Origin of the sequence: Limosilactobacillus alvi, assembly GCF_016900115.1 — a bacterium.
Classification (GTDB): domain Bacteria; phylum Bacillota; class Bacilli; order Lactobacillales; family Lactobacillaceae; genus Limosilactobacillus; species Limosilactobacillus alvi.
The window spans coordinates 1-19,022 of sequence record NZ_JACJJQ010000038.1 but is presented as its reverse complement, the minus strand read 5'-3'; the positions used below and the strand labels follow the sequence as shown (position 1 = coordinate 19,022).

The 19,022-nt window shown below is 44.9% G+C and carries 16 protein-coding genes; 6 read left to right on the top strand and 10 right to left on the bottom strand.

The window, feature by feature from the left end; translation table 11 throughout:
- Positions 1-209 precede the first annotated feature (209 nt).
- Both H5993_RS07585 and H5993_RS07580 read right to left on the bottom strand, forming a co-directional pair.
- Positions 210-2,678, bottom strand: coding sequence for a YhgE/Pip domain-containing protein (locus H5993_RS07585; RefSeq protein ID WP_204776884.1), 2,469 nt, complete (start codon positions 2,676-2,678; stop codon positions 210-212).
- A gap of 28 nt (positions 2,679-2,706) precedes the next feature.
- Positions 2,707-3,255, bottom strand: a complete 549-nt coding sequence (locus tag H5993_RS07580; RefSeq protein WP_204776883.1) for a TetR/AcrR family transcriptional regulator — start codon at positions 3,253-3,255, stop codon at positions 2,707-2,709.
- Between the two features lie 219 nt (positions 3,256-3,474).
- Here H5993_RS07580 and H5993_RS07575 point away from each other — a divergent pair, with 219 nt between their 5' ends.
- Positions 3,475-4,515 carry an aldose epimerase family protein gene (locus H5993_RS07575; protein WP_180871332.1) on the top strand — a complete coding sequence of 347 codons (1,041 nt, stop codon included), beginning with the start codon at positions 3,475-3,477 and terminating at the stop codon, positions 4,513-4,515.
- 333 nt (positions 4,516-4,848) lie between these two features.
- On the opposite strand, the gene H5993_RS07570 is transcribed toward H5993_RS07575, so the two are convergent.
- From H5993_RS07570 to H5993_RS07545, 6 genes are all read right to left on the bottom strand, one after another.
- Positions 4,849-5,493, bottom strand: coding sequence for an FCD domain-containing protein (locus H5993_RS07570; protein WP_204776882.1), 645 nt, complete (start codon positions 5,491-5,493; stop codon positions 4,849-4,851).
- A gap of 398 nt (positions 5,494-5,891) precedes the next feature.
- Positions 5,892-6,722: a DUF6681 family protein gene (locus H5993_RS07565; RefSeq protein ID WP_204776881.1), complete on the bottom strand. Its 831-nt coding sequence runs from the start codon at positions 6,720-6,722 to the stop codon at positions 5,892-5,894.
- 11 nt (positions 6,723-6,733) lie between these two features.
- Positions 6,734-7,147, bottom strand: a complete 414-nt coding sequence (locus H5993_RS07560) for a hypothetical protein (protein WP_428980934.1) — start codon at positions 7,145-7,147, stop codon at positions 6,734-6,736.
- Between the two features lie 78 nt (positions 7,148-7,225).
- Positions 7,226-7,675 (bottom strand): Fur family transcriptional regulator, encoded by a 450-nt coding sequence (locus tag H5993_RS07555; RefSeq protein ID WP_180871327.1) that lies wholly within the window; start codon positions 7,673-7,675, stop codon positions 7,226-7,228.
- Positions 7,675-8,244, bottom strand: a complete 570-nt coding sequence (locus H5993_RS07550) for a nucleoside/nucleotide kinase family protein (RefSeq protein ID WP_204776879.1) — start codon at positions 8,242-8,244, stop codon at positions 7,675-7,677. The genes H5993_RS07555 and H5993_RS07550 overlap by 1 nt, the downstream gene beginning before the upstream one ends.
- Before the next feature lies 1 nt (position 8,245).
- Positions 8,246-8,662, bottom strand: a complete 417-nt coding sequence (locus H5993_RS07545; RefSeq protein WP_204776878.1) for a bis(5'-nucleosyl)-tetraphosphatase — start codon at positions 8,660-8,662, stop codon at positions 8,246-8,248.
- 266 nt (positions 8,663-8,928) lie between these two features.
- Here H5993_RS07545 and H5993_RS07540 point away from each other — a divergent pair, with 266 nt between their 5' ends.
- The 3 genes from H5993_RS07540 to H5993_RS07530 all read left to right on the top strand — a co-directional run bounded on the left by H5993_RS07540 (position 8,929) and on the right by H5993_RS07530 (position 13,743).
- Positions 8,929-10,308: an APC family permease gene (locus tag H5993_RS07540; RefSeq protein WP_239458043.1), complete on the top strand. Its 1,380-nt coding sequence runs from the start codon at positions 8,929-8,931 to the stop codon at positions 10,306-10,308.
- A 65-nt stretch (positions 10,309-10,373) separates the two neighbouring features.
- The gene (locus H5993_RS07535) at positions 10,374-12,764 is read left to right on the top strand and encodes a Xaa-Pro dipeptidyl-peptidase (protein WP_204776877.1); all 2,391 of its coding nucleotides are present in this window, start codon (positions 10,374-10,376) and stop codon (positions 12,762-12,764) included.
- A 67-nt stretch (positions 12,765-12,831) separates the two neighbouring features.
- Positions 12,832-13,743 (top strand): proline-specific peptidase family protein, encoded by a 912-nt coding sequence (locus tag H5993_RS07530; protein WP_180871323.1) that lies wholly within the window; start codon positions 12,832-12,834, stop codon positions 13,741-13,743.
- A gap of 254 nt (positions 13,744-13,997) precedes the next feature.
- Here the strand turns inward: H5993_RS07530 and H5993_RS07525 are convergent, their stop codons facing one another.
- On the bottom strand, positions 13,998-14,219 hold the full coding sequence (locus tag H5993_RS07525) for a hypothetical protein (RefSeq protein WP_204776876.1): 222 nt from the start codon (positions 14,217-14,219) through the stop codon (positions 13,998-14,000).
- A gap of 266 nt (positions 14,220-14,485) precedes the next feature.
- On the opposite strand from H5993_RS07525, the gene H5993_RS07520 reads away from it, so the two are divergent.
- Positions 14,486-16,612, top strand: coding sequence for an LTA synthase family protein (locus H5993_RS07520; protein WP_204776875.1), 2,127 nt, complete (start codon positions 14,486-14,488; stop codon positions 16,610-16,612).
- Positions 16,613-16,720: 108 nt separating this feature from the next.
- On the opposite strand, the gene H5993_RS07515 is transcribed toward H5993_RS07520, so the two are convergent.
- On the bottom strand, positions 16,721-17,713 hold the full coding sequence (locus H5993_RS07515) for an NAD(P)/FAD-dependent oxidoreductase (protein WP_204776885.1): 993 nt from the start codon (positions 17,711-17,713) through the stop codon (positions 16,721-16,723).
- Between the two features lie 170 nt (positions 17,714-17,883).
- Between H5993_RS07515 and H5993_RS07510 the strand changes: the two genes are divergently transcribed.
- The gene (locus H5993_RS07510; protein ID WP_204776874.1) at positions 17,884-18,843 is read left to right on the top strand and encodes a nucleoside hydrolase; all 960 of its coding nucleotides are present in this window, start codon (positions 17,884-17,886) and stop codon (positions 18,841-18,843) included.
- Positions 18,844-19,022 lie beyond the last annotated feature (179 nt).

Genomic DNA, 19,022 nt, shown 5'->3' with positions numbered 1-19,022 from the left:
GGTAATTTAAGTTATATACGGAAGTTCTCCCATACGTAAGTCTATTTATATCTTTCATGTCAATAATTATATCACATATTTATCTATCCATGTGACCTAAAGGACAGAAAATTAGGGCAATTCATCACGTCCTTAAAAGAACGTGTTTCCTTGCCCGTTTTCAAAAATAGCAGTGAGTCGGAAGTTTTCCTGACTCGCTGCTATTTCACTTAAACGGTTTGATTCCGGTCTTGCAAGTGCATACCATCATCGTCTTTTTCTTCCCCAAGGAGTTCTTGGTTGTTATCTAATTCTGACTTACCAGCAAAATGGTGCTTTTGCAACCAAATCATGGCAAGGAGCGAAAGTAAGACAAAGACGACGGTAATTCCACCGAGGACCCCGTTACAAAAGGCGATGTAGTGTTCACCAATCCCCCCGGAAATCCCTTGCCGTAACCCTTGAATGGAGTAGGTCATTGGCAAGTACCAGTGAATTACGTTGTAGAACTTCATCGTTACTTCCATTGGGAAGGTCCCACCAGAACCACCAAGTTGAAGCATCAAGAGTACCATGGCAACGAACCGTCCTGGATTATCAAAGAGGATTGATAAGAACATGACGATCGCAAACGAAGCCCAGGCAAAGAGAATCAGCGTCCAGAAGAAGGATGGCACGTGGTCGATGGTCAAACCAAGAGCCATCATGATCCCACCTTCAGCTAAGGCCATCACCGTTGCCACTAAGCCTTCAACGACAACCTTACTTGCCCACCAAGCAGAGGCTTTCCGTCCTTGAAGTGCTACCCGCCGAATTGGGTAAACAAAGTTGAAGACCAAGGCCCCAACGTAAATGGCCACAGAAAGTACGTATGGCGCTAAGGCGTGACCATAGTTTGGTACGTATGAGTAGTCCCGATGCTTCAAAGTCGTTGGCTTAGCAATCATATCCGCCGTCTTATCAGAAGGACGGACGCGATTAATTTGCTTAGCTCCTGAAGCTAACTTGTCAGCTAATTCGCCGGCGCCGGCATTTAGTTTTGTAATCCCAGCCGTAATTTGTGGCGTATTGGCATTTAATTGAGCCGTCCCCGCTGCTAACTTTGCTACCCCCGAAACAAGGGTTGGTACTTGAGCGTTAAGTTGTTGCAAGCTAGAAGCTAAGGTGTTAGCACCACTAGTTAACTTCCCAGAGTTAGCGGTTAATTGGTTAGCTCCGGCAGCGGCAGTATCAACACCAGCTGTGTATTGGTTAACCCCGGAGTTCAAAGCTGTTGCCCCAGCAGCCAATTGGTTGGTTGCGGATTGCAGTTGTCTTGCTAATTGTGGCATAGCTTGTAGTTGGCCGCTGTACTGGTCAAGTTCAGCCATTAAGCTATTCGCTTGTTGCAAAGTTTCTTGCGCTTTTTGGATCATCGTTTCCATGCTGGAAATTTGATTTAAATCTTTATTTAAGCTTGACACTGAACTGGAAAGATCACTCACTCCGCTAAGCGCCCCACTTAATCCTTGAATTGTTGAAACGTTGCTGGAAGCCTTTTGAGCAATCGCTTGTAACTGATTCTTCTTGTCCCCATCGGTTTCGCTACCAGCTAATTGATTAGCGATGGCCGCAATTGTGCCGTCGTTTGTAGCCACGTCCTTTAAAGCTGTGGTTGCTGATGACATGTCGTTTCCTGAAGAAGAAACCTTTTGTAATGGCGCAGCATCCTGCTTAACGCTATTAATAGTTGTTTGCGCAGAAGCTAATCCGCTTTGCAAGGTTGCCAAGTTATTCTTTAAGGTTTGAGCTTTGTTCATCACACTCATAATGTTGTCAGAGTTAATTGAGCCCATTGATGAACTAACCGTACTATTCAATTGATTAGCCCCAGCGGCTAGTTGACTACTTCCGCTGTTTAATTGACTTGACTTGCTACTTAAAGTGTTTAAACCAGACGTTAAGGTACCAACTCCACCAGCATACTGTGATAAACCACTGGCTAACTGGCTACTTCCACTAGCTAATTGACTAGCGCCCGAACCCAGGGCCCCAACGCTACTGTTTAGGGTTTGCATCCCCGTGTTCACTTGGCTAACCCCGTTAGCATAGGTTGCAAACCCGTTGTTTAAAGTATTGGTCCCAGAAGCGATTTGCCCGGCCCCATTTGCAGCCGTGGTCATGCCCTTGCCAACCGTCCGTAAGGCTAAGAAGGTCGCCTTGGCATAAGCCTTTGTCACTTGGGTTTGAATATTTTGGTTAAGCTTCGTCATCCCCAATTGGCTAATCACTTCGGCAATGTAGTTCAAAGAACCATTTGTTTCGTACTTAATCTGCATCTTCTTGGGATGCTTACTCAAGACCGTCGTAGCATTTTCCGAGAAGTTTTCTGGAATCGTAACGACCGTGTAGTATTTCCGGTGGTGCAAACCGTATTCCGCCTTTTTAGCGGATACAAATTCCCACTTCAAAGAATGGTTCTTCTTTAATTCCTTGACGGTTTGCCGACCAACCGCCATTGTTTTCCCCCGATATTCAACCGGCACGTCCTTATTAACAACGGCAACCGGTAAATCTTGTGTATTCCCATATGGATCCCATACTGATTTCAAGAAGAAGATACTGTATAGGAAAGGAATAAAGCAAATGACGAATACCGAAAGACGTAGTAATTTATTACGCCAAATATGACCAAATTCGGCCTTAATCATTTCCCACATGATGATATTCCCTCTTTCTCTCTACAACCTAATTTGTTCCTTGCGGCAAAGAATTGACAAAGCGTTTAACGGAATCCACGATTTCTTGATCCGCAAGTTCATAGTTTTGTTCTTGCCACCAATATAAGGATCCCATAATTGCGCCACTAATTGACGATGCCACTAATTGTGGGTTTTTAGTAGCTCGCAAGGCCCGGGTAATTTTGGCATTTTCTGGGCCATTTTCACGGACATTCATCAAAATTTCCGTACTCATCCGCATTAACTCGGTATACAAAGAATCTCGACTGCCACTCGTTGTTAAATGCCGGAAGAAACTCTTATGCTCATTTACATACTGGAGTAACATTTCTAGCAATTCGTCTTCATCGCTAGCTTTTTGCCACAAAGCGTTTAAACGTGCGTTAATCGTTTGCTCTAGCAAGTCATATTTATCATGGAAGTAACGATAAAAGCTACTTCGGTGTAATAAGGCCTCTTCACAAATCTGATCAATGGTAAGTTTTTCAAATGGCTTTTCCGTCACTAAAACTTCCAAAGCGCGTTCAAAATCGCGCACTGTCCGATTCATTTGCATTTTACTCCCTCCCCCCAAAACTTTTTACATCGAATCATTATAGTTAGTCTTCACTTAGGACAGAAGCATTATTCTGAAACAAGAATTTAAAATTGGGACAATATACCACTTTTGATTCAGTAAAATTATTTTTACTAAATATTTACTAGCACTATTAATTCTGCTATAATTTAACCAGTCTATGCTAGTAAGCGCTTTCTGGAAGGGAGAACCATTAGAATGGAAACATCTCAAGAAAAATTCGGTGAATTTAACGGTCAAGACGTTATCAAATATACTTTGACAAATGAACATAACGTCAGCATCAGTGTTTTAAACTACGGTGGGGTTTGGCAAGCCTTTATGGTTCCTGGCAAGGATGGTCAACGGCACAATCTCCTCTTAAGTTCTGATAACTTTGCCGACTTTCACGCCGCTGGTTACAGCATTAACCGGGTCATCGGCCCAACTGCCGGGCGGATTGAAAACGGTGAGTTTACCATTGATGGTAAAGAATACCACGTTGACACAAACGAAAACGGCAACACCCTCCACGGGGGCAGTACCGGCTGGGGCGATGGTCACTTCTGGAATGTAACGGTTGACACCGATCAAGGGACGATCACTCTGCAACAAACCTTCACTCCCGCTGATGATACTTATCCTGGAACAGTTAAGGCCGCCGTGGTTTACACTCTAGGCGAAGACGACAGTGTCACCCTTGACTTCTATGGTGAGAGTGACGAAAACACCCTCTTTAATCCAACTAACCACACTTACTGGAATATCGCTGACGAAAGCGAACCTACGATTGAAGGCCTTGACTTACAAATTAACTCCAAGTACCACTTAGCCGTTAAGGATGGGAAAATTCCAACTGGTGAACGAATTGAAAATGCCGGCACCCCTTACGACTTTAGTAAGCTGACTAACCTTGGGGAGGCCTTAAACGAAATGTTAAAGACCCCCGAAAAAGGGTTTGATGACTACTTTGAAGTTACCCCAAGTGATACTTTGGCCCATGAACCAATCGCAATCCTCCACGATCAAAAGTCAGGACGGACGTTAAAGATGTTCTCGGACCGGAATGGGTTAGTTATGTTCTCCACCGACGGGATTACTAGTGACGTGAAGTTAAACCGGCCAGGGCGGCCATGGATGGCTTTGGCCCTTGAAGGGCAAACCTTACCCGACACGCCACACCACCCAAGCTTCGGGGATGTTGCTTTGCGGCCCGCTGATCCCAAGCACTTCCAAATTCATTATGAAATTGAATATTAAGAGGTTGGGAAAAAAGCTCCTTGACGGCCTGGTTGGGATAAGAAGGACGAAGGTTGATTCATAGAATCGACCTTTCGTTCGCACTTATCCACTAAGGCCGTGATTTGGAGCGAACCAGCCAACTGGTTTGGCGTTTGTGAGCCCATGCAAGGCTGAATCGGTTGGTGCGACCGTTAGGGAAGCAACTGCCATTCAGCTACTGCTTTGACCTTAGTTACTGAGTAACATTCGGAGATAACAAAAGACCACTAATCAAGGTTAGGTAACTAGCTTATCTACTTACGATAAGTCAACTACCTCTCAACCTTTAAATTAGTGGTCTTTATTTTTTTATCAGCGCTGTTGTCCCCGGGCCCCGTTAATCAAGTGGGCCCGGTGTACTGCTAGTGCCCGGTCCAAATCCCGGGCTACAATTTCTTGGGTTAGCTGTCGATGTTCTTCAAGTCCGGGGGTTACCCGTCCTTGAACTAACGCTTGATTACGAGAAAGCTCACTTTGGTTCCACAGGCGTAAACAAATTTTACTTAAAAACTGATTATTAGCTCCAGCCACGATTGTTTGGTGGAAAGCCCGGTGCGCTTCATACCATTCTAAGCTTAATTGGTGGGTTTCGGGTGAAGAAAAGCTAGTCCGCGCTAACTTTTGATAGGCAGCCTTTACGTTTTGGATCCATCGGTCAGAACCGTGTTGGATCGCCAAACGAATGGCCTCCCCTTCGTTAATTAAACGGGCCACTTTTAATTCTTCAATGCCCCGGTGGTTAATTTTTACCACGCTAAAGCCGATATTTGGAGTAGAAATTACCAGTTCTTGTTCGGTTAACCGGGTTAGGGCTTCGCGAACTACGGATAAGGAAACGCCATAATCTTGCTTTAAGTTGGCAACTACTAACTTAGTGCCGGGACGATACTTACCCAAAATAATATCACGCTGAATTTGCCGCATTGTTATTTCAATGTAAGTTTGTCCTTTTTTCACGACTGTTCCCGCCTTTACTTTATGCTAATACGATTATCACATACAAAATAAATTTTGGAAAGTAAATACTGTTGCGTAACCTTCGGAGATGAAAGAGAGAGGTTGGGAAAAAAGCTCCTTGACGGCCTGGTTGGGATAAGAAGGACGAAGATTGATTCATAGAATCGACCTTTCGTTCGCACTTATCCACTAAGGCCGTGATTTGGAGCGAACCAGCCAACTTGTTTGGCGTTTGTGAGCCCATGCAAGGCTGAATCGGTTGGTGCGACCGTTAGGGAAACAACTGCCATTCAGCTACTGCTTTGACCTTAGTTACTGAGTAACATTCGGAGATGACAAAGAGGCTGAGAAGAAACTCATGTCTCTTCTCAGCCTCCTCAACTTAGCTAAAACCATATTTACTTACTACTATTCCGGTCCCGATATGCTAAGTAAGCATCAAGACCAAAGTCCCCATCGGTCAGGATAGTTGAATCCCGGCGACCAGCAATTTTGTTTGGTCCCCCGGTGATAAACAGCTTTGCCAAGTATAGTTGATACTGCATTCGTGCTTCGTGAGCGTCGGTCAAGCCAATTTTAGTAATATGGCCGACTTTCACCTTTTCCATTTCGTTACGACCAGCATAGATTTCTAAGCGGTGCTGGCTTGGTTCATGGACTAATTCATAATATGGTAAAGTTTGCCCATGATTTAACGCCGTAACCGGTTCTTTAGTTGCCCGGTATTGAGCAAGAATCTCGGCTTCATTCATCCCATCATATTCTGCTAATAATAGTTTATCAGCGACCAAGCTATCAACCAGGTGCTGCAGATTTTGCCGTTCAACCGCATCCATTTCAACCTGCGCTTTTACCACATCATGTCCTTCGTAGTAACCAGCTGCCTGGTTTAAGGGCTGCATCATCCGACGCCGGGGCAACTTCCCGGTTTCAGGGGATGGTGCGGTTCCCGTAACCTTACTTAACCACGGTGAGAGAAAATCTAACTTAGAGGTTCGATTTAAGAAATAATAGACCGCATTTAAATACAGGTAATAGGTTAAAAAGAGGACCGCTAAACAATAAAGTAGGGCTCGCACCCAAACTTGGTTGGCAAACAAACGCCAAGTAACATAAATTAAGTAGCCATCCCCTAAAGTGGCAATAACTACATAAATCTTATTTTTTAGTGTTGGCTTAATATTAAAGTAACTAAGCGAACTATTAATCATGTCTAAAAAACTAAACATCAGCCGCCCTCCTAGTTGCTCGTATTCTGCGTTGTGGTGTTGTTAGTAGTGGTGGAGTTGGTTTGAGCCGTTGAACTAGCAGAACTTGAATTCGTAGTTTGATTATTCGTTGTCGTACTCTTAGTATCAGTTTGGCTATCATCCTGATTTTGCGTCGTACTAGTCCTGTTAGCTCGACTCATATCCGTTGTGGAATTGTCATCTTGAGCATCACTACTTTGGTCAACCCGACTATCTTTATTCGTCGAGGAATCACCCCGGCTGTTATCCGTCGGTTGATGGTCTGAGGTGGAGCTTGTACTTACCGAGGTCACCTTGGCCCCTTCATTAGTGTGGGTAGTTTTGTTAACCACCACGTTCGTCGCCCCTAAAGCAAGCACCAACGAAACTAAGGCAAACGGTGTCACAAACGGGGGAGTTTTCATAATTCTCATCCTTCCTGTCTTGTAACCTTAATTGTAGCTGATTTAGGGGACAAAACAATTAAAGAATCGGTAAAACTTTTAAGGTTCTTTTGTCTCTGCTTGGCGCAAGCAATCGGCACACAAGCCGTATAATTCAAAGTCATGCCCGGTAATCTTGGCCCCCGGTAATTGTTTTTCAAAATAACTAGCATCCCACGGCGGCAGCTTAATTTCAAAAACCTTCCCGCACTTTTGACAAATAAAGTGGTGATGGTGGGGCCGCTCACAGCTAAATTTGACTGCCCGTCCATTAGTTCGCCGGGTAAATTCAACTAGACCTAACTCTTGAAATTCACTTAAGTTTCGGTAAATCGTATTATGACTAATTCCAGGATAGATTTGCCGCATTTGATCATCTAACTCCGTAATGTCGAGATAGTGATCCGGATGGGCAATTAGTAAATCAACTAGGTGTTGTCGTTGCTTCGTTACCCGATAGTGTCCTTGCTTGAGTGCTTTAATTGCTTGTGCTTTTAAATCATCATTCATCAATTGTCCCCCTTGGGCACTAAAATAGTTGCCATCAGTTGATCTAAACGAGTTTTCGTTTGTGCCCACTCATCATTTTTGATCACGATGGCTTTACCTTGTAAGGTCGTTGGTAGGGTTAAGTCCCGTTGAAATTCTGCACTGGTAAGCCGGGATTGGATTTTTTCCGGATCATCCCCCCGTTGCGCCAAGCGGTGACCTAAATCTGTCGTCGGTGAAACCGTCAAGAAGACGACGACAACTTGATCTCCCAGAACCTGCTGATAAGTCGTTGCGCCCTTTGTATCCAACACAATCACGGCCCCGGGGTGGTCAGCAAGCGCCCGCGCAAGGCCTTCTTTTGAAGATCCATACTGATGATGATCGTACACAACCTTTTCTAAGAGGTGTAATTTGGCCATTGAAGCGGGCGTTTCAAAGTAATAGTCCTGTCCATTAACTTCCCCTTGGCGGGGCAACCGGGTCGTATGCGTCACCACCCGGGCAAAATTAAAGTAAGTTTGTAAGTAGGTCTGAACCGTGGTTTTTCCGGTGCCAGCCGCCCCACAAAGAACAATTATTTGCTTCATCTTATTTAGCCGTTAAGTAGGCATTGGCTTCGTCCAATAATTGCTTTAGATTATCGTAAGTTAACCGTTCCCGCGCCGCTTGATAAGGCAACCAGGCCGCGTTTTTAATTTCTGCCGCCTGCAAAGTCAATGCTGCTTGATCCGCTAATTCCGCCGTGAAAAGGGTCATTTCCTTGTGGTTACCATTTGGTAAATCATACTGGGTGTAAACCGCAAATTGGGTATTAATGGTTAGAGCTAAACCTGTTTCTTCTTTAATTTCACGTTTAGCAGTTGCCAACAGGGTTTCATCCCCTTCAACATGCCCCTTGGGGAAACCCCAGAAATTTCCTTGATTTGTACTTTGAAGAAGTAAGTATTCCAATTGTCCTTGATGATGGCGGTAAACCACTGCACCACTGGTCCGTTCTAATGCCATTATTCTTCCTTCCTTTCGTTAACTAATTATCCCTATTTTTACCAAGTTTTCGCAGAAAAGCAAGTTTCCCTGCCAGATCGCGCCTACCTTTATCGTAATCGTTACTATTGAAGTCAGCCAACCCCTTTTTCGTTACTACAAAAGCCAAAACTTTGGGAGTAGCGAAAATTAGGATTACCCGGCGCTCTTTATCATTGACTTCTCATCAAAATTTAATTAAACTAGGAGAGACTAATTAATCAACCCCCAATGGAGGTAGTTTGTAAATGAATCTTTTTCGGAAAGAAAGTCTCGAACGTTATTTAGGGACGGACCAAAAATTTGTCAAGTCACTAACGGCGTTTGACTTAATTGCCCTGGGCGTCGGCGCCGTGATTGGAACCGGGATCTTTATCCTTCCCGGGACGGTAGCAGCCACTGATGCTGGCCCGGGGGTTATCCTATCCTTCTTCTTGGCCGCGATCGTCTGCGCTTTAGCCGGAATGTGTTACGCTGAATTTTCGTCCGCCTTACCCGTGGCCGGAAGTGCCTATTCCTATGGAAACGTGGTTTTCGGTGAAATTATCGGCTGGATCTTGGGCTGGGCCCTAATTTTGGAATACATGTTGGCAGTAGCGGCCGTTTCAACGGGGTGGGCGGCCTACTTTAATTCCCTACTAGCCAGTGTCGGAATTAAAATTCCCACCGCACTTAGTGGTCCCTTTGATCCCGCTCACGGAACTTACATTAATCTGATTGCGGTCATTATTGTCTTAGCAATTACGGCGATGTTGGCGCATGGAATGAACACTTCAATGCGGATTAACAACATTGCCGTGGTCCTCAAAATTGCTATTATCGTGATCTTCATTGCGGTTGGGGTTTTCTTTATCAAGCCGGGCAACTATCACCCCTTCTTGCCTTACCACATCACTGGGGTCTTCCAAGGGGCGACGACGGTTTTCTTTGCCTTCCTGGGATTTGATGCCATTTCGTCTTCTGCTGCCGAAGTTAAAAACCCCCGGAAAAATATGACAACCGGGATCATCGGTACCTTGTTGATCGCAACAGTCCTGTACATGGGGGTTGCCGCGGTCTTGGTTGGGATGGTTAAGTATACCAAGCTAGATGTTGCCAACCCGGTTGCCTTTGCCCTTGAAATGGTCCACCAAAGCTGGTTGGCTGATGTGCTGTCCATTGGGGCTTTAATCGGTATGTTCACCATGATGGTTACCATGATTTACTCCAGTTCGCGGTTAGTTTACTCCATCGGCCGGGACGGGATGTTACCAACCTTTCTCGCCAAGCTTGATCCCCGCACTAGTGTGCCCCAAAATGCCCTTTGGGTAGTAGCCATAATCATCGCCTTCATGGGCGGGCTAGTTTCCCTTGACCACTTAACCAGTTTGGTTAATATTGGGACTTTATTAGCCTTCACCTTCGTTTCCTTTGGGATTATCCCCTTGCGGCGCAACCGGGAAATCTCCAACCAAGGCGGTTTTAAAGTGCCCCTTTATCCAGTTTTCCCAATTCTTTCTGGCGTGGCCTGTTTAGCAATGATGTGCCTATTAAAGAAAGAAACTTTTATTGGGGCCGGAATCTGGTTTGCGATTGGATTGTTACTTTACTTTGGCTACGGTTACCGCCACAGTAAACTAAATCACTAATTTTTACCCTCATTATCGTTAACAGTGCGATAATGGGGGTAATTATTTTTCCGGGAGGATTTTTTATGCGGAACAATCAATTTGCAATTCAACCTACCACGCCGGCTGAACGACAAGCCGAGCTTAAAGCCCTTCGTTTGCTACCTGACGACTGGCAAGCCTTAACCCCCAAGGCCTTACTCAAACATTTTTTGGTTACGAGTCATCCGGCGGCTAAAACCGCCGCCAGTGCTAACCAATGGTTAAATGGTCTGGCCGCCACCAAAGACCAATCTGTCATGGCCTGGCTAACGAGTGACGACCCGCTAACAACGCCAATTTTTGACCTTATCGCCTTACAATTACTTCACTTTATTCCGGAAGTTGATTACCAGGTAACGGCGCCGGTAGCTGCGGTTGAAAAAATCAGGCTTCCCCTCCTTAATCCAACCAGCTGGAATGTTGCAACGGTTACGGATGCCTTTTACCAGCTCTTAATTAGCCGGAATAACAATGGTTATCGGTATTTAGATCAGTTAGTCGCCGATGGAGCCTTAGCCTGGACGTATCAACTACCGGCTGCGGAAAAGCCCCTTATCTTTAACGGTCAACCAATTGCCTGTTTTGACCCCGCAACCTTCATCCGCGAGGTAGTTTATGTTGAAACCGACCTTGATACTGACTTTGACGGCCAAGCCGACCTCGTTAAAGCTGAAATTATCCGGCCAGTCGAAAGTAACCACGGCCTAAAAGTCCCAGCAGTTTTCACCGCAAGTCCTTACAATCAAGGAACCAATGATGCTTGGGGGGAAAAAGTAACCCATCAGGTTAACCATCCCCTTACCCATAAGCTAACTAGCGACCAGGCGCCAGCTGAACTGCCCTTCCCTCAACCACAAACTTATCAAACCATCACGGGGGAAGCTTCTCAGGCTACAGAAACCTTCAGCGAAACCCCCAGCTATACCTTAAATAATTACTTAGCAGCCCGGGGATACGCCATTGTTTACGCTGCCGGAATTGGAACCAAAGATTCCGATGGCCTCCAAACCTGCGGGTCTCCTGAGCAAACAGCTAGTATGCAAGCAGTCGTGGAATGGCTCCACGGTGATCGCCAGGCCTTCACTGACCGGACCAGTGGCCAATTAATCAAGGCCGCCTGGTGTAATGGCCACGTGGGGATGACGGGGCGTTCTTATTTAGGGACCCTTTCCACAGCGGTCGCAACGACTGGCGTTGCCGGCCTCAGCGCCATCGTTTCAGAAGCTGCCATCTCCAGTTGGTATGACTACTACCGCGAGAATGGTCTCGTCATGGCACCCGGTGGTTTCCAAGGTGAAGACGCCGATGTTTTGGCGGCCGAAACCTTTAGTCGGACGAAAAATTTAGCCGACTACCTTAAAATCAAGCCCACCAACGATCACTACCTCCACCAAATGGCCCGCGCCCAAGACCGGAAAACCGGGAACTACAACGCTTTTTGGGCCGCACGGAATTACCGGCCCCAAATCAAGAACATTCAATGTCCGGTAATGATGGTCCATGGTTTAAACGATGATAACGTCAAGCCTAATCAAGTTAAGGCGCTTTATGATGGCTTAAAAGCCAATGGAATTCCTGCTAAAATTATTCTCCATCAAGGAAAACACATCTATATTAACTCCTTCCAATCCCTTGACTACAGCGAAATGATTAATCTTTGGTTTGCTAAACATTTATGGCGGTTTGATAATCAGGCCGATGAAGTCCTACCAGCCGTCCTGGTTCAGGATAATTACACCCCGCAAACTTGGCGGACCGTTAACGATTGGGACGGCGTAAAAACCACCCACTTTAACTGGGGCACGGGATGCCTAACCCCGAAAGCCGTTGAAGCTACTACCCAATTCTTTACCGACGGTCATCCAGCGGAGCAATATCAAGCCTGGTGTCACCACCCTAACCAATGGCAACAAGCCCTCTTAGCTGATAACGGGAGTTTTAGTGCTCATTTCCGGACCGCAAATATTTCCCAGGAAATAACTTACCGGGGAACCCCACATGTGCATGCACGCGTAAAGGTAAACGCTGATCATGGCCTACTTTCGGCTTTCTTAGTCGATCGGGGGCTTGCCAAACGCCTAACCGTCAGTCCCGTTACCATTAATCCCCGGAGCTTACGGGCTGGCTTCCATTTCGGTAGTGATGATCTTCGCGAATTTAAACTAGCTAGCCAAGTTAGTCCTGCTAAGGTAATATCTTTTGGGCACATTAACCTCCAAAATCGCCATTCAGCTAGCCAGGTTGATGACCTTCAGCCCAATCAGTTTGTCGACGTTGACTTCCCCCTCCAACCGATTTTCCATCGACTACCAGCTAATTATCAACTAGAACTAATCATCTTCGCAACTGATTACCAAATGACCCTCCGGGGAAATGAACCTTTAACCTACACGCTTGATCTAGCTAACTGTTGGTTAGAGGTCCCCCGCGATTAACTTGCCGATTCCACTTTCAGAAGCGTATACTAACTTTTATACGCTTTTGGGAAAGAGGGATTAATTTATGCGTACTGGTACGAAAATTTTGACACTTGATAATGGTTATCACCTTTGGACAAACACCCAAGGAACTGGTAAGATCCACTTGCTAGCTCTCCACGGTGGTCCTGGTGGCAATCACGAATACTGGGAAGATACGGCTCAACAATTAAAGAAACAGGGGCTCGACGTTCAAGTTCACATGTACGACCAACTAGGATCACTTTACTCTGACCAACCGGATTACAGTGATCCAGCCATCGCTGATAAGTACCTTACTTACGAATACTTCTTAGATGAAGTTGAAGAAGTACGGCAAAAGCTCGGTATCGATAACTTTTACTTAATTGGTCAAAGTTGGGGTGGGCTCTTAGTTCAAGAATATGCTGTTAAATATGGGCAACACTTGAAGGGGGCCATTATCTCCTCAATGGTTGATGAAATCGACGAATACGTTGACCACGTTAACAAGTGCCGGGAAGCAATTTTACCGGCTGCAGAAGTCGCCTTCATGAAGGAATGCGAAGCCAAAAACGACTACGCTAATAATCGTTACCAACAAGACGTTCAAGTTCTAAACGAAAACTTCGTTGATCGGAAACAACCATCTAAACTCTACCATTTAGCTGATATTGCCGGGTCCGCTGTTTACAACGCCTTCCAAGGCGACAACGAATTTGTCATCACTGGGAAGCTCAAGGACTGGCACTTCCGGGACCAACTCAAAAATATCAAGGTACCAACCCTCTTAACCTTTGGGGAACATGAAACCATGCCCCTCGATACGGCGAAGACGATGGCATCCTTGATTCCTAATTCCAAGCTGGTAACCACGCCAAATGGTGGTCACCACCACATGGTCGATAATCCCGACGTTTACTACAAGCACCTTGCCGATTTCATTAAGCAAGTTGAAGCAGGAACGTTTAATAACTAATCTTAGAAAAGAGGATGGGAAAAAAGCTCCTTGACGGCCTGGTTGGGATAAGAAGAACGAAGGTTGATTCATTAGAATCGACCTTTCGTTCGCACTTATCCGCTAAGGCCGTGCTTTTTGACCTTAGTTACTGAGTAACATTCGGAGATGAAAAAGAGGGTGGGAAGAAACTTGAGTTTCTTCCCACCCTCTTTACTACTCAGCAACCACGGTTAACATAGTGCTTTCCGCTGATCGTACTATAATTGGCCTCTTTAGTATTCACTCGGTCCCCACGCTTCTCTTGGATCAATCACTTGGTGAGGGGTTGCTTGAGCTCGTTTGGATTGACCAAGGTCACCCTTTGCTAATTTGGCTGTATGTTCGCTTAAAAAGAAGCCACCCCACTTTTTAATCCCTGGATCTTGATATTCATACTTAAAGAAATGGCTAGCAATTCGTTGGCTTTCTTCTTCACTAAAAATTGGCATTTTCATCAAGAACGCTTCTTTCTTAATCGGTTTTTATTTTCGATTTACGTTCGGTTTTAATATATTATTGTTCTTTGATTTTGTCAATATCATTTTAAAGCGAAAGTTTGGTCAACCATCTCTTAATTTTCTGCTATGATTCGAAATCGTGACTTATTTTAAGGGGTTCTGTGATAAAATAGTGGGCGTTAAACTATTTCCCGGGAAAACTGGGAAGCGCCTCGTTACTCAATTCAGTAGCGAAATAAAATGTTTGTGAGGAACCACCCGAAATGAAAAAACTAGGGAACTTCGTCAGTACCCGGATTGGGTTCTTTGCCCTCTTAATTATTCTTTTTTGGGCCAAGACCTTATTTGCCTATGTAACTGACTTTAAACTTGGGGATACGAGTTTTGTTCAAGGCCTAATTACCTTTTTTAATCCCCTCGCAACCACCATTATCCTTTTAAGTATTGGCCTTTATTTCAAGCGTTCGCGCTTCTTTTATCCCGTAATAATGGGACTTTACATCGCCAATACTGTTTTGTTGTACCTCAACGTCATCTACTTTCGGGAATTCACCGATTTTATGACCATCGCTACGATGACCGGCTACTCGAAGGTTAACCAAGGGCTATCAGCGTCATCATTAGCCCTAACCAACATCCACGATATTTTCTACTGGTTAGATATTATTGTAATCTTACTATTGATGCTCTTTCGAAAGATCAAATTTGATCCCCGCGCAATTGGCCACCGGTTGGCTTTTGCGGCCACCTCAGTCGGGATTCTCTGCTTAGGGCTTAATATCATGGTTGCCGAATTTAGTCGGCCCCAGTTACTTGGGCGGACCTTTGACCGGACTTACATCGTTAAGTACTTAGGGGTGGATACTTTTACCGGTTACGATTTAGTTCGTTCTCAACATACTTATACGATGCGAAAGTCCGCTACTAAGTCCCAACTGGAAAAGGTTAAGAAATTCACAGATCAGCTCTACGCCAAGCCAAACGATAAACTCTTTGGCATTGCTAAGGGGCGGAACGTGATCATAATTCACCTCGAAAGTTTCCAACAATTCTTGATTGACCGGAAGATCAATAGTCAAGAAGTAACCCCGTTCTTAAATTCGCTCTACCACAGCAATAGTACTTATGCCTTTAGTAATTTCTTCCACCAAGTCGGCCAAGGAAAAACTTCCGATGCCGAAAATATGTTAGAAACCAGTACTTTTGGCCTTCCCCAAGGGTCGTTATTTGCAACCTTAGGGAGTGACAATACCTTTGAAGCGGCGCCGGCAATCCTCGAACAGCGGGCCGGTTACACCACCGGGGTCTTCCACGGAAACGTCGCCTCCTTTTGGAACCGGAACAACGTTTATAAAAACCTAGCTTATCAGTATTTCTTTGATGCTTCTTATTATGACACTTCTGGTGACAAGGCCACCGGTTATGGGTTGAAAGATAAGCTCTTATTTGCAGATTCTGTAAAATACCTTGAACACTTGCAACAGCCGTTCTACGCTAAGTACATCACCGTTACGAACCACTTCCCTTATGAATTAGATAGTGAAGATAAAGATCCAAACTTCACTACTACCAATACCGGGGACACCAACGTTGATAACTACTTTGTCACTGCTCACTATCTTGACCAAGCTGTGAAGGAATTTTTCGCTTACTTACAAAAGTCGGGACTTTACAAAAATTCAATCATCATGATTTATGGTGACCACTACGGGATTTCCAATTCCGAAAACAAGAATTTAGCCAGTGTCTTGGGTAAGTCGAGTGAAGATTGGAATGACTATGACAATGCCATGCTACAACGAGTTCCATTAATGTTTGTCATTCCTGGAACTAACCAAGGGAAGATTTATAACACGTATGGTGGCGAAATCGATGTCTTACCAACGCTCTTGCACTTACTTGGGATCTCTACGAAACGTTACATTATGTTTGGGACGGACCTCTTTAGTTCCCAACATAAGCAAGTTGTTGCCTTCCGGAACCAAGATTTTGTAACCCCAAAGTATACCAGTGTTAATGGTACGATTTACGATACCACCACTGGCAAAATCGCTAAGCTTACCGCTAAGCAACAAAAACAAGTCGAAAAGGACCAGGATTTCGTTACTAAAGAACTCCACCTTTCCGATTCCCTAAACCAAAAGAACCTATTACGGTTCTACGATCCAAAGGGCTTTACTCCGGTTAAAGCTAACGACTATAACTACTCAAATGGTTTGCAGAAAGCCGAGAAGATTGAAAAAGAAAAGGGAAATAAGTCAACTAGTCTTTATTCCGAAAATGGCGATAAGACCACTGCTAACCTATACTCTACCGATGCACCGGAAGTAAATCACTCTTCAACTAGTTCAAACCGGATTAAGATTACTAATCCTGATAGTAATAACTAGTTGCTTTAGCAAAGCAAAAAACCGACCAGGAATTTTCTCCTGATCGGTTTTTTTATATTATAAAGTTAATTACATTGCGGCAACATCCTGCGCAATCCGGGAAATAGTTTACAACTTCATCGACGAACTATGCATGGCCATCCGCTTCTTAGGGTAGAGGGCTTTAGCAAGGCTAGTTACAGCGACAGGAGCTTCCCCAAAGCCGTTCGCAATTAAGGCTACTTTCCCTGGGTACGTAACCCCATCGCCAATTGCGTATACCCCTTCAACGCTAGTTTGCATGGTTGAATCAACCGTAATTAAATTATGGTCGCTCGCTAAATCCAAGTCCCAGTCCTGCAAAGCAGCGTTATTAGAAGTAAAACCATAGTTAACCAGAACCTTATCCGTAGTAATGGTCAGCTCGGCTTCACTCTTCATTTTCTTCAAGGTTATCTCAACCTTACCATTTGCTTGGCCGTTAATTGCCTTTGGTAAGTATGGCGTTAACAATTGAACTTTAGAAGCTTTCAAATCCGAAACTGTCTTTGGCAAAGCCCGGAATTGATCTCGCCGGTGAACTAAGCTAACTTGCTTGGCAATCGGTTCTAACATTAAAGCCATATCAATTGCGGAGTCGCCTCCGCCAAGGACGACAACTTCTTTATCAGCATACTCATCCTTCTTAGTCACGAAGTAATCGAGTTGCTCCTTGCTTAAGTTATCAACCCCTTCGAGAGCCAAGGGCCGCGGGGTAAAGGCCCCTTTCCCCAGGGCGATTAAAATTGCCTTGGCCCGGGAGGTTCCGGTAGCAGTGGTAACGATAAAGGTCCCATCAGCTTCCTTTTGAACGTTAGTTACGGTTTGCCCGAGCACGGTATCAATCGGTGCCACTGCCATTTGGGATTGCAAACCCTCTGCTAATTGGCGACCAGTTACCCCGGCTTTCCCAGCAACATCCCAAATCTTTTTTTCGGGATACAGAGCAGCGGGTTGCCCCCCTAAGGTTGGGAGTGCTTCAATTAATTGTGCCTTTAATTCGTGTAACCCACAATAAAAAGCCGCAAACATTCCGGCCGGTCCCCCGCCAACAATGACAACATCATAAATTTTTTCTTCCATCATTTTGCCTCGCTCACTTTAAATCTACCGTGCTTTCATTGTATCATTAGCGTCAAAGGGGAGCAAAAAACGGAAATTTCCGATTGTAATCCTTTTCATTATTAGTTATTATTAAGAGGTAAAACGTTACTACTCTCAAAAACTGATTATATTCTTTGGAGGGACTTATCATGGCACAAAAGAAAATGATTCTTGACTTGGACACTGGGGTGGACGATGCTTTAGCAATTGCATACGCCGTTGCGGCTCCTGATGTTGATTTGATTGGGATTGTTTCTTCATACGGTAACAACCTACTCAACGTTTGTGCACAAAACAGCTTGAAGCTTTTGGAATTACTTGGCCAACCAGACGTTCCAGTTTTCTTGGGTCTGCCACACTCCAGCACAAGCGACCACTTTGATGTAATGCAAGTTTCCAAGGATATCCACGGGAACAACGGGATTGGAGACGTCGAACTTCCAGAACCAAAGCGGCAAGTAGAAGCACAATCGGGGGTTGACTTTTACATCGAAGCTGCTCACAAGTATGGGAAGGACTTAATCATTATCCCAACTGGGCCAATGACCAACTTGGCAGCGGCCCTTGAAAAGGACCCTGAAATTGCCCATCTAATTGGGAATGTCACTTTCATGGGTGGGGCGTTAACGGTTGAAGGGAACGTAACTGACGTTGCCGAAGCCAACATCAATCAAGATGCTAAAGCTGCTAATACGGTCTTGACCAGTGAATTACCACTAACAATGGTTGGCCTTGATGTTACTTTGCGGACCCTCCTAACCAAGAAAGAAACCCAACAATGGCGGGAACTTGGGACTAAGGCCGGAAAAGCTTACGCTGATATCACCGACTTCTACATCGATGCTTACTACAACCTCGACATCGACAAGCATGGTTGTGCCCTTCACGACCCACTCGCCGTTGGAGTTTCCCTCGACCCAAGTTTTGTTCAAACGATTAGCCTCTTCATGAAGGTAATCTACGATGAACACAACTACGCTCGGACAGTCGGTGACAAGGACAAGTTGAACGATCCTAATCCAAACGTTAAGGTTGCCGTTAATGTTGATAAGGATCGCTACTTGGCTACCTTCATGGACCTTTTAACGAACCTCTTCAAAGAACATTAGGATAATTTTATCTAAATAAACATCATTTAAACTTATTTGACCGTGAGAGAGGCTGGGAAAAAACTCCTAGTCCAAAGTAAAAACCGGATGATGAATTTCTTAAACAATTCATCATCCGGTTTTTATGTACACAGGAAGTCGCTCCTGATATGATGTAATTAGCCTAAAACAAACAAAAA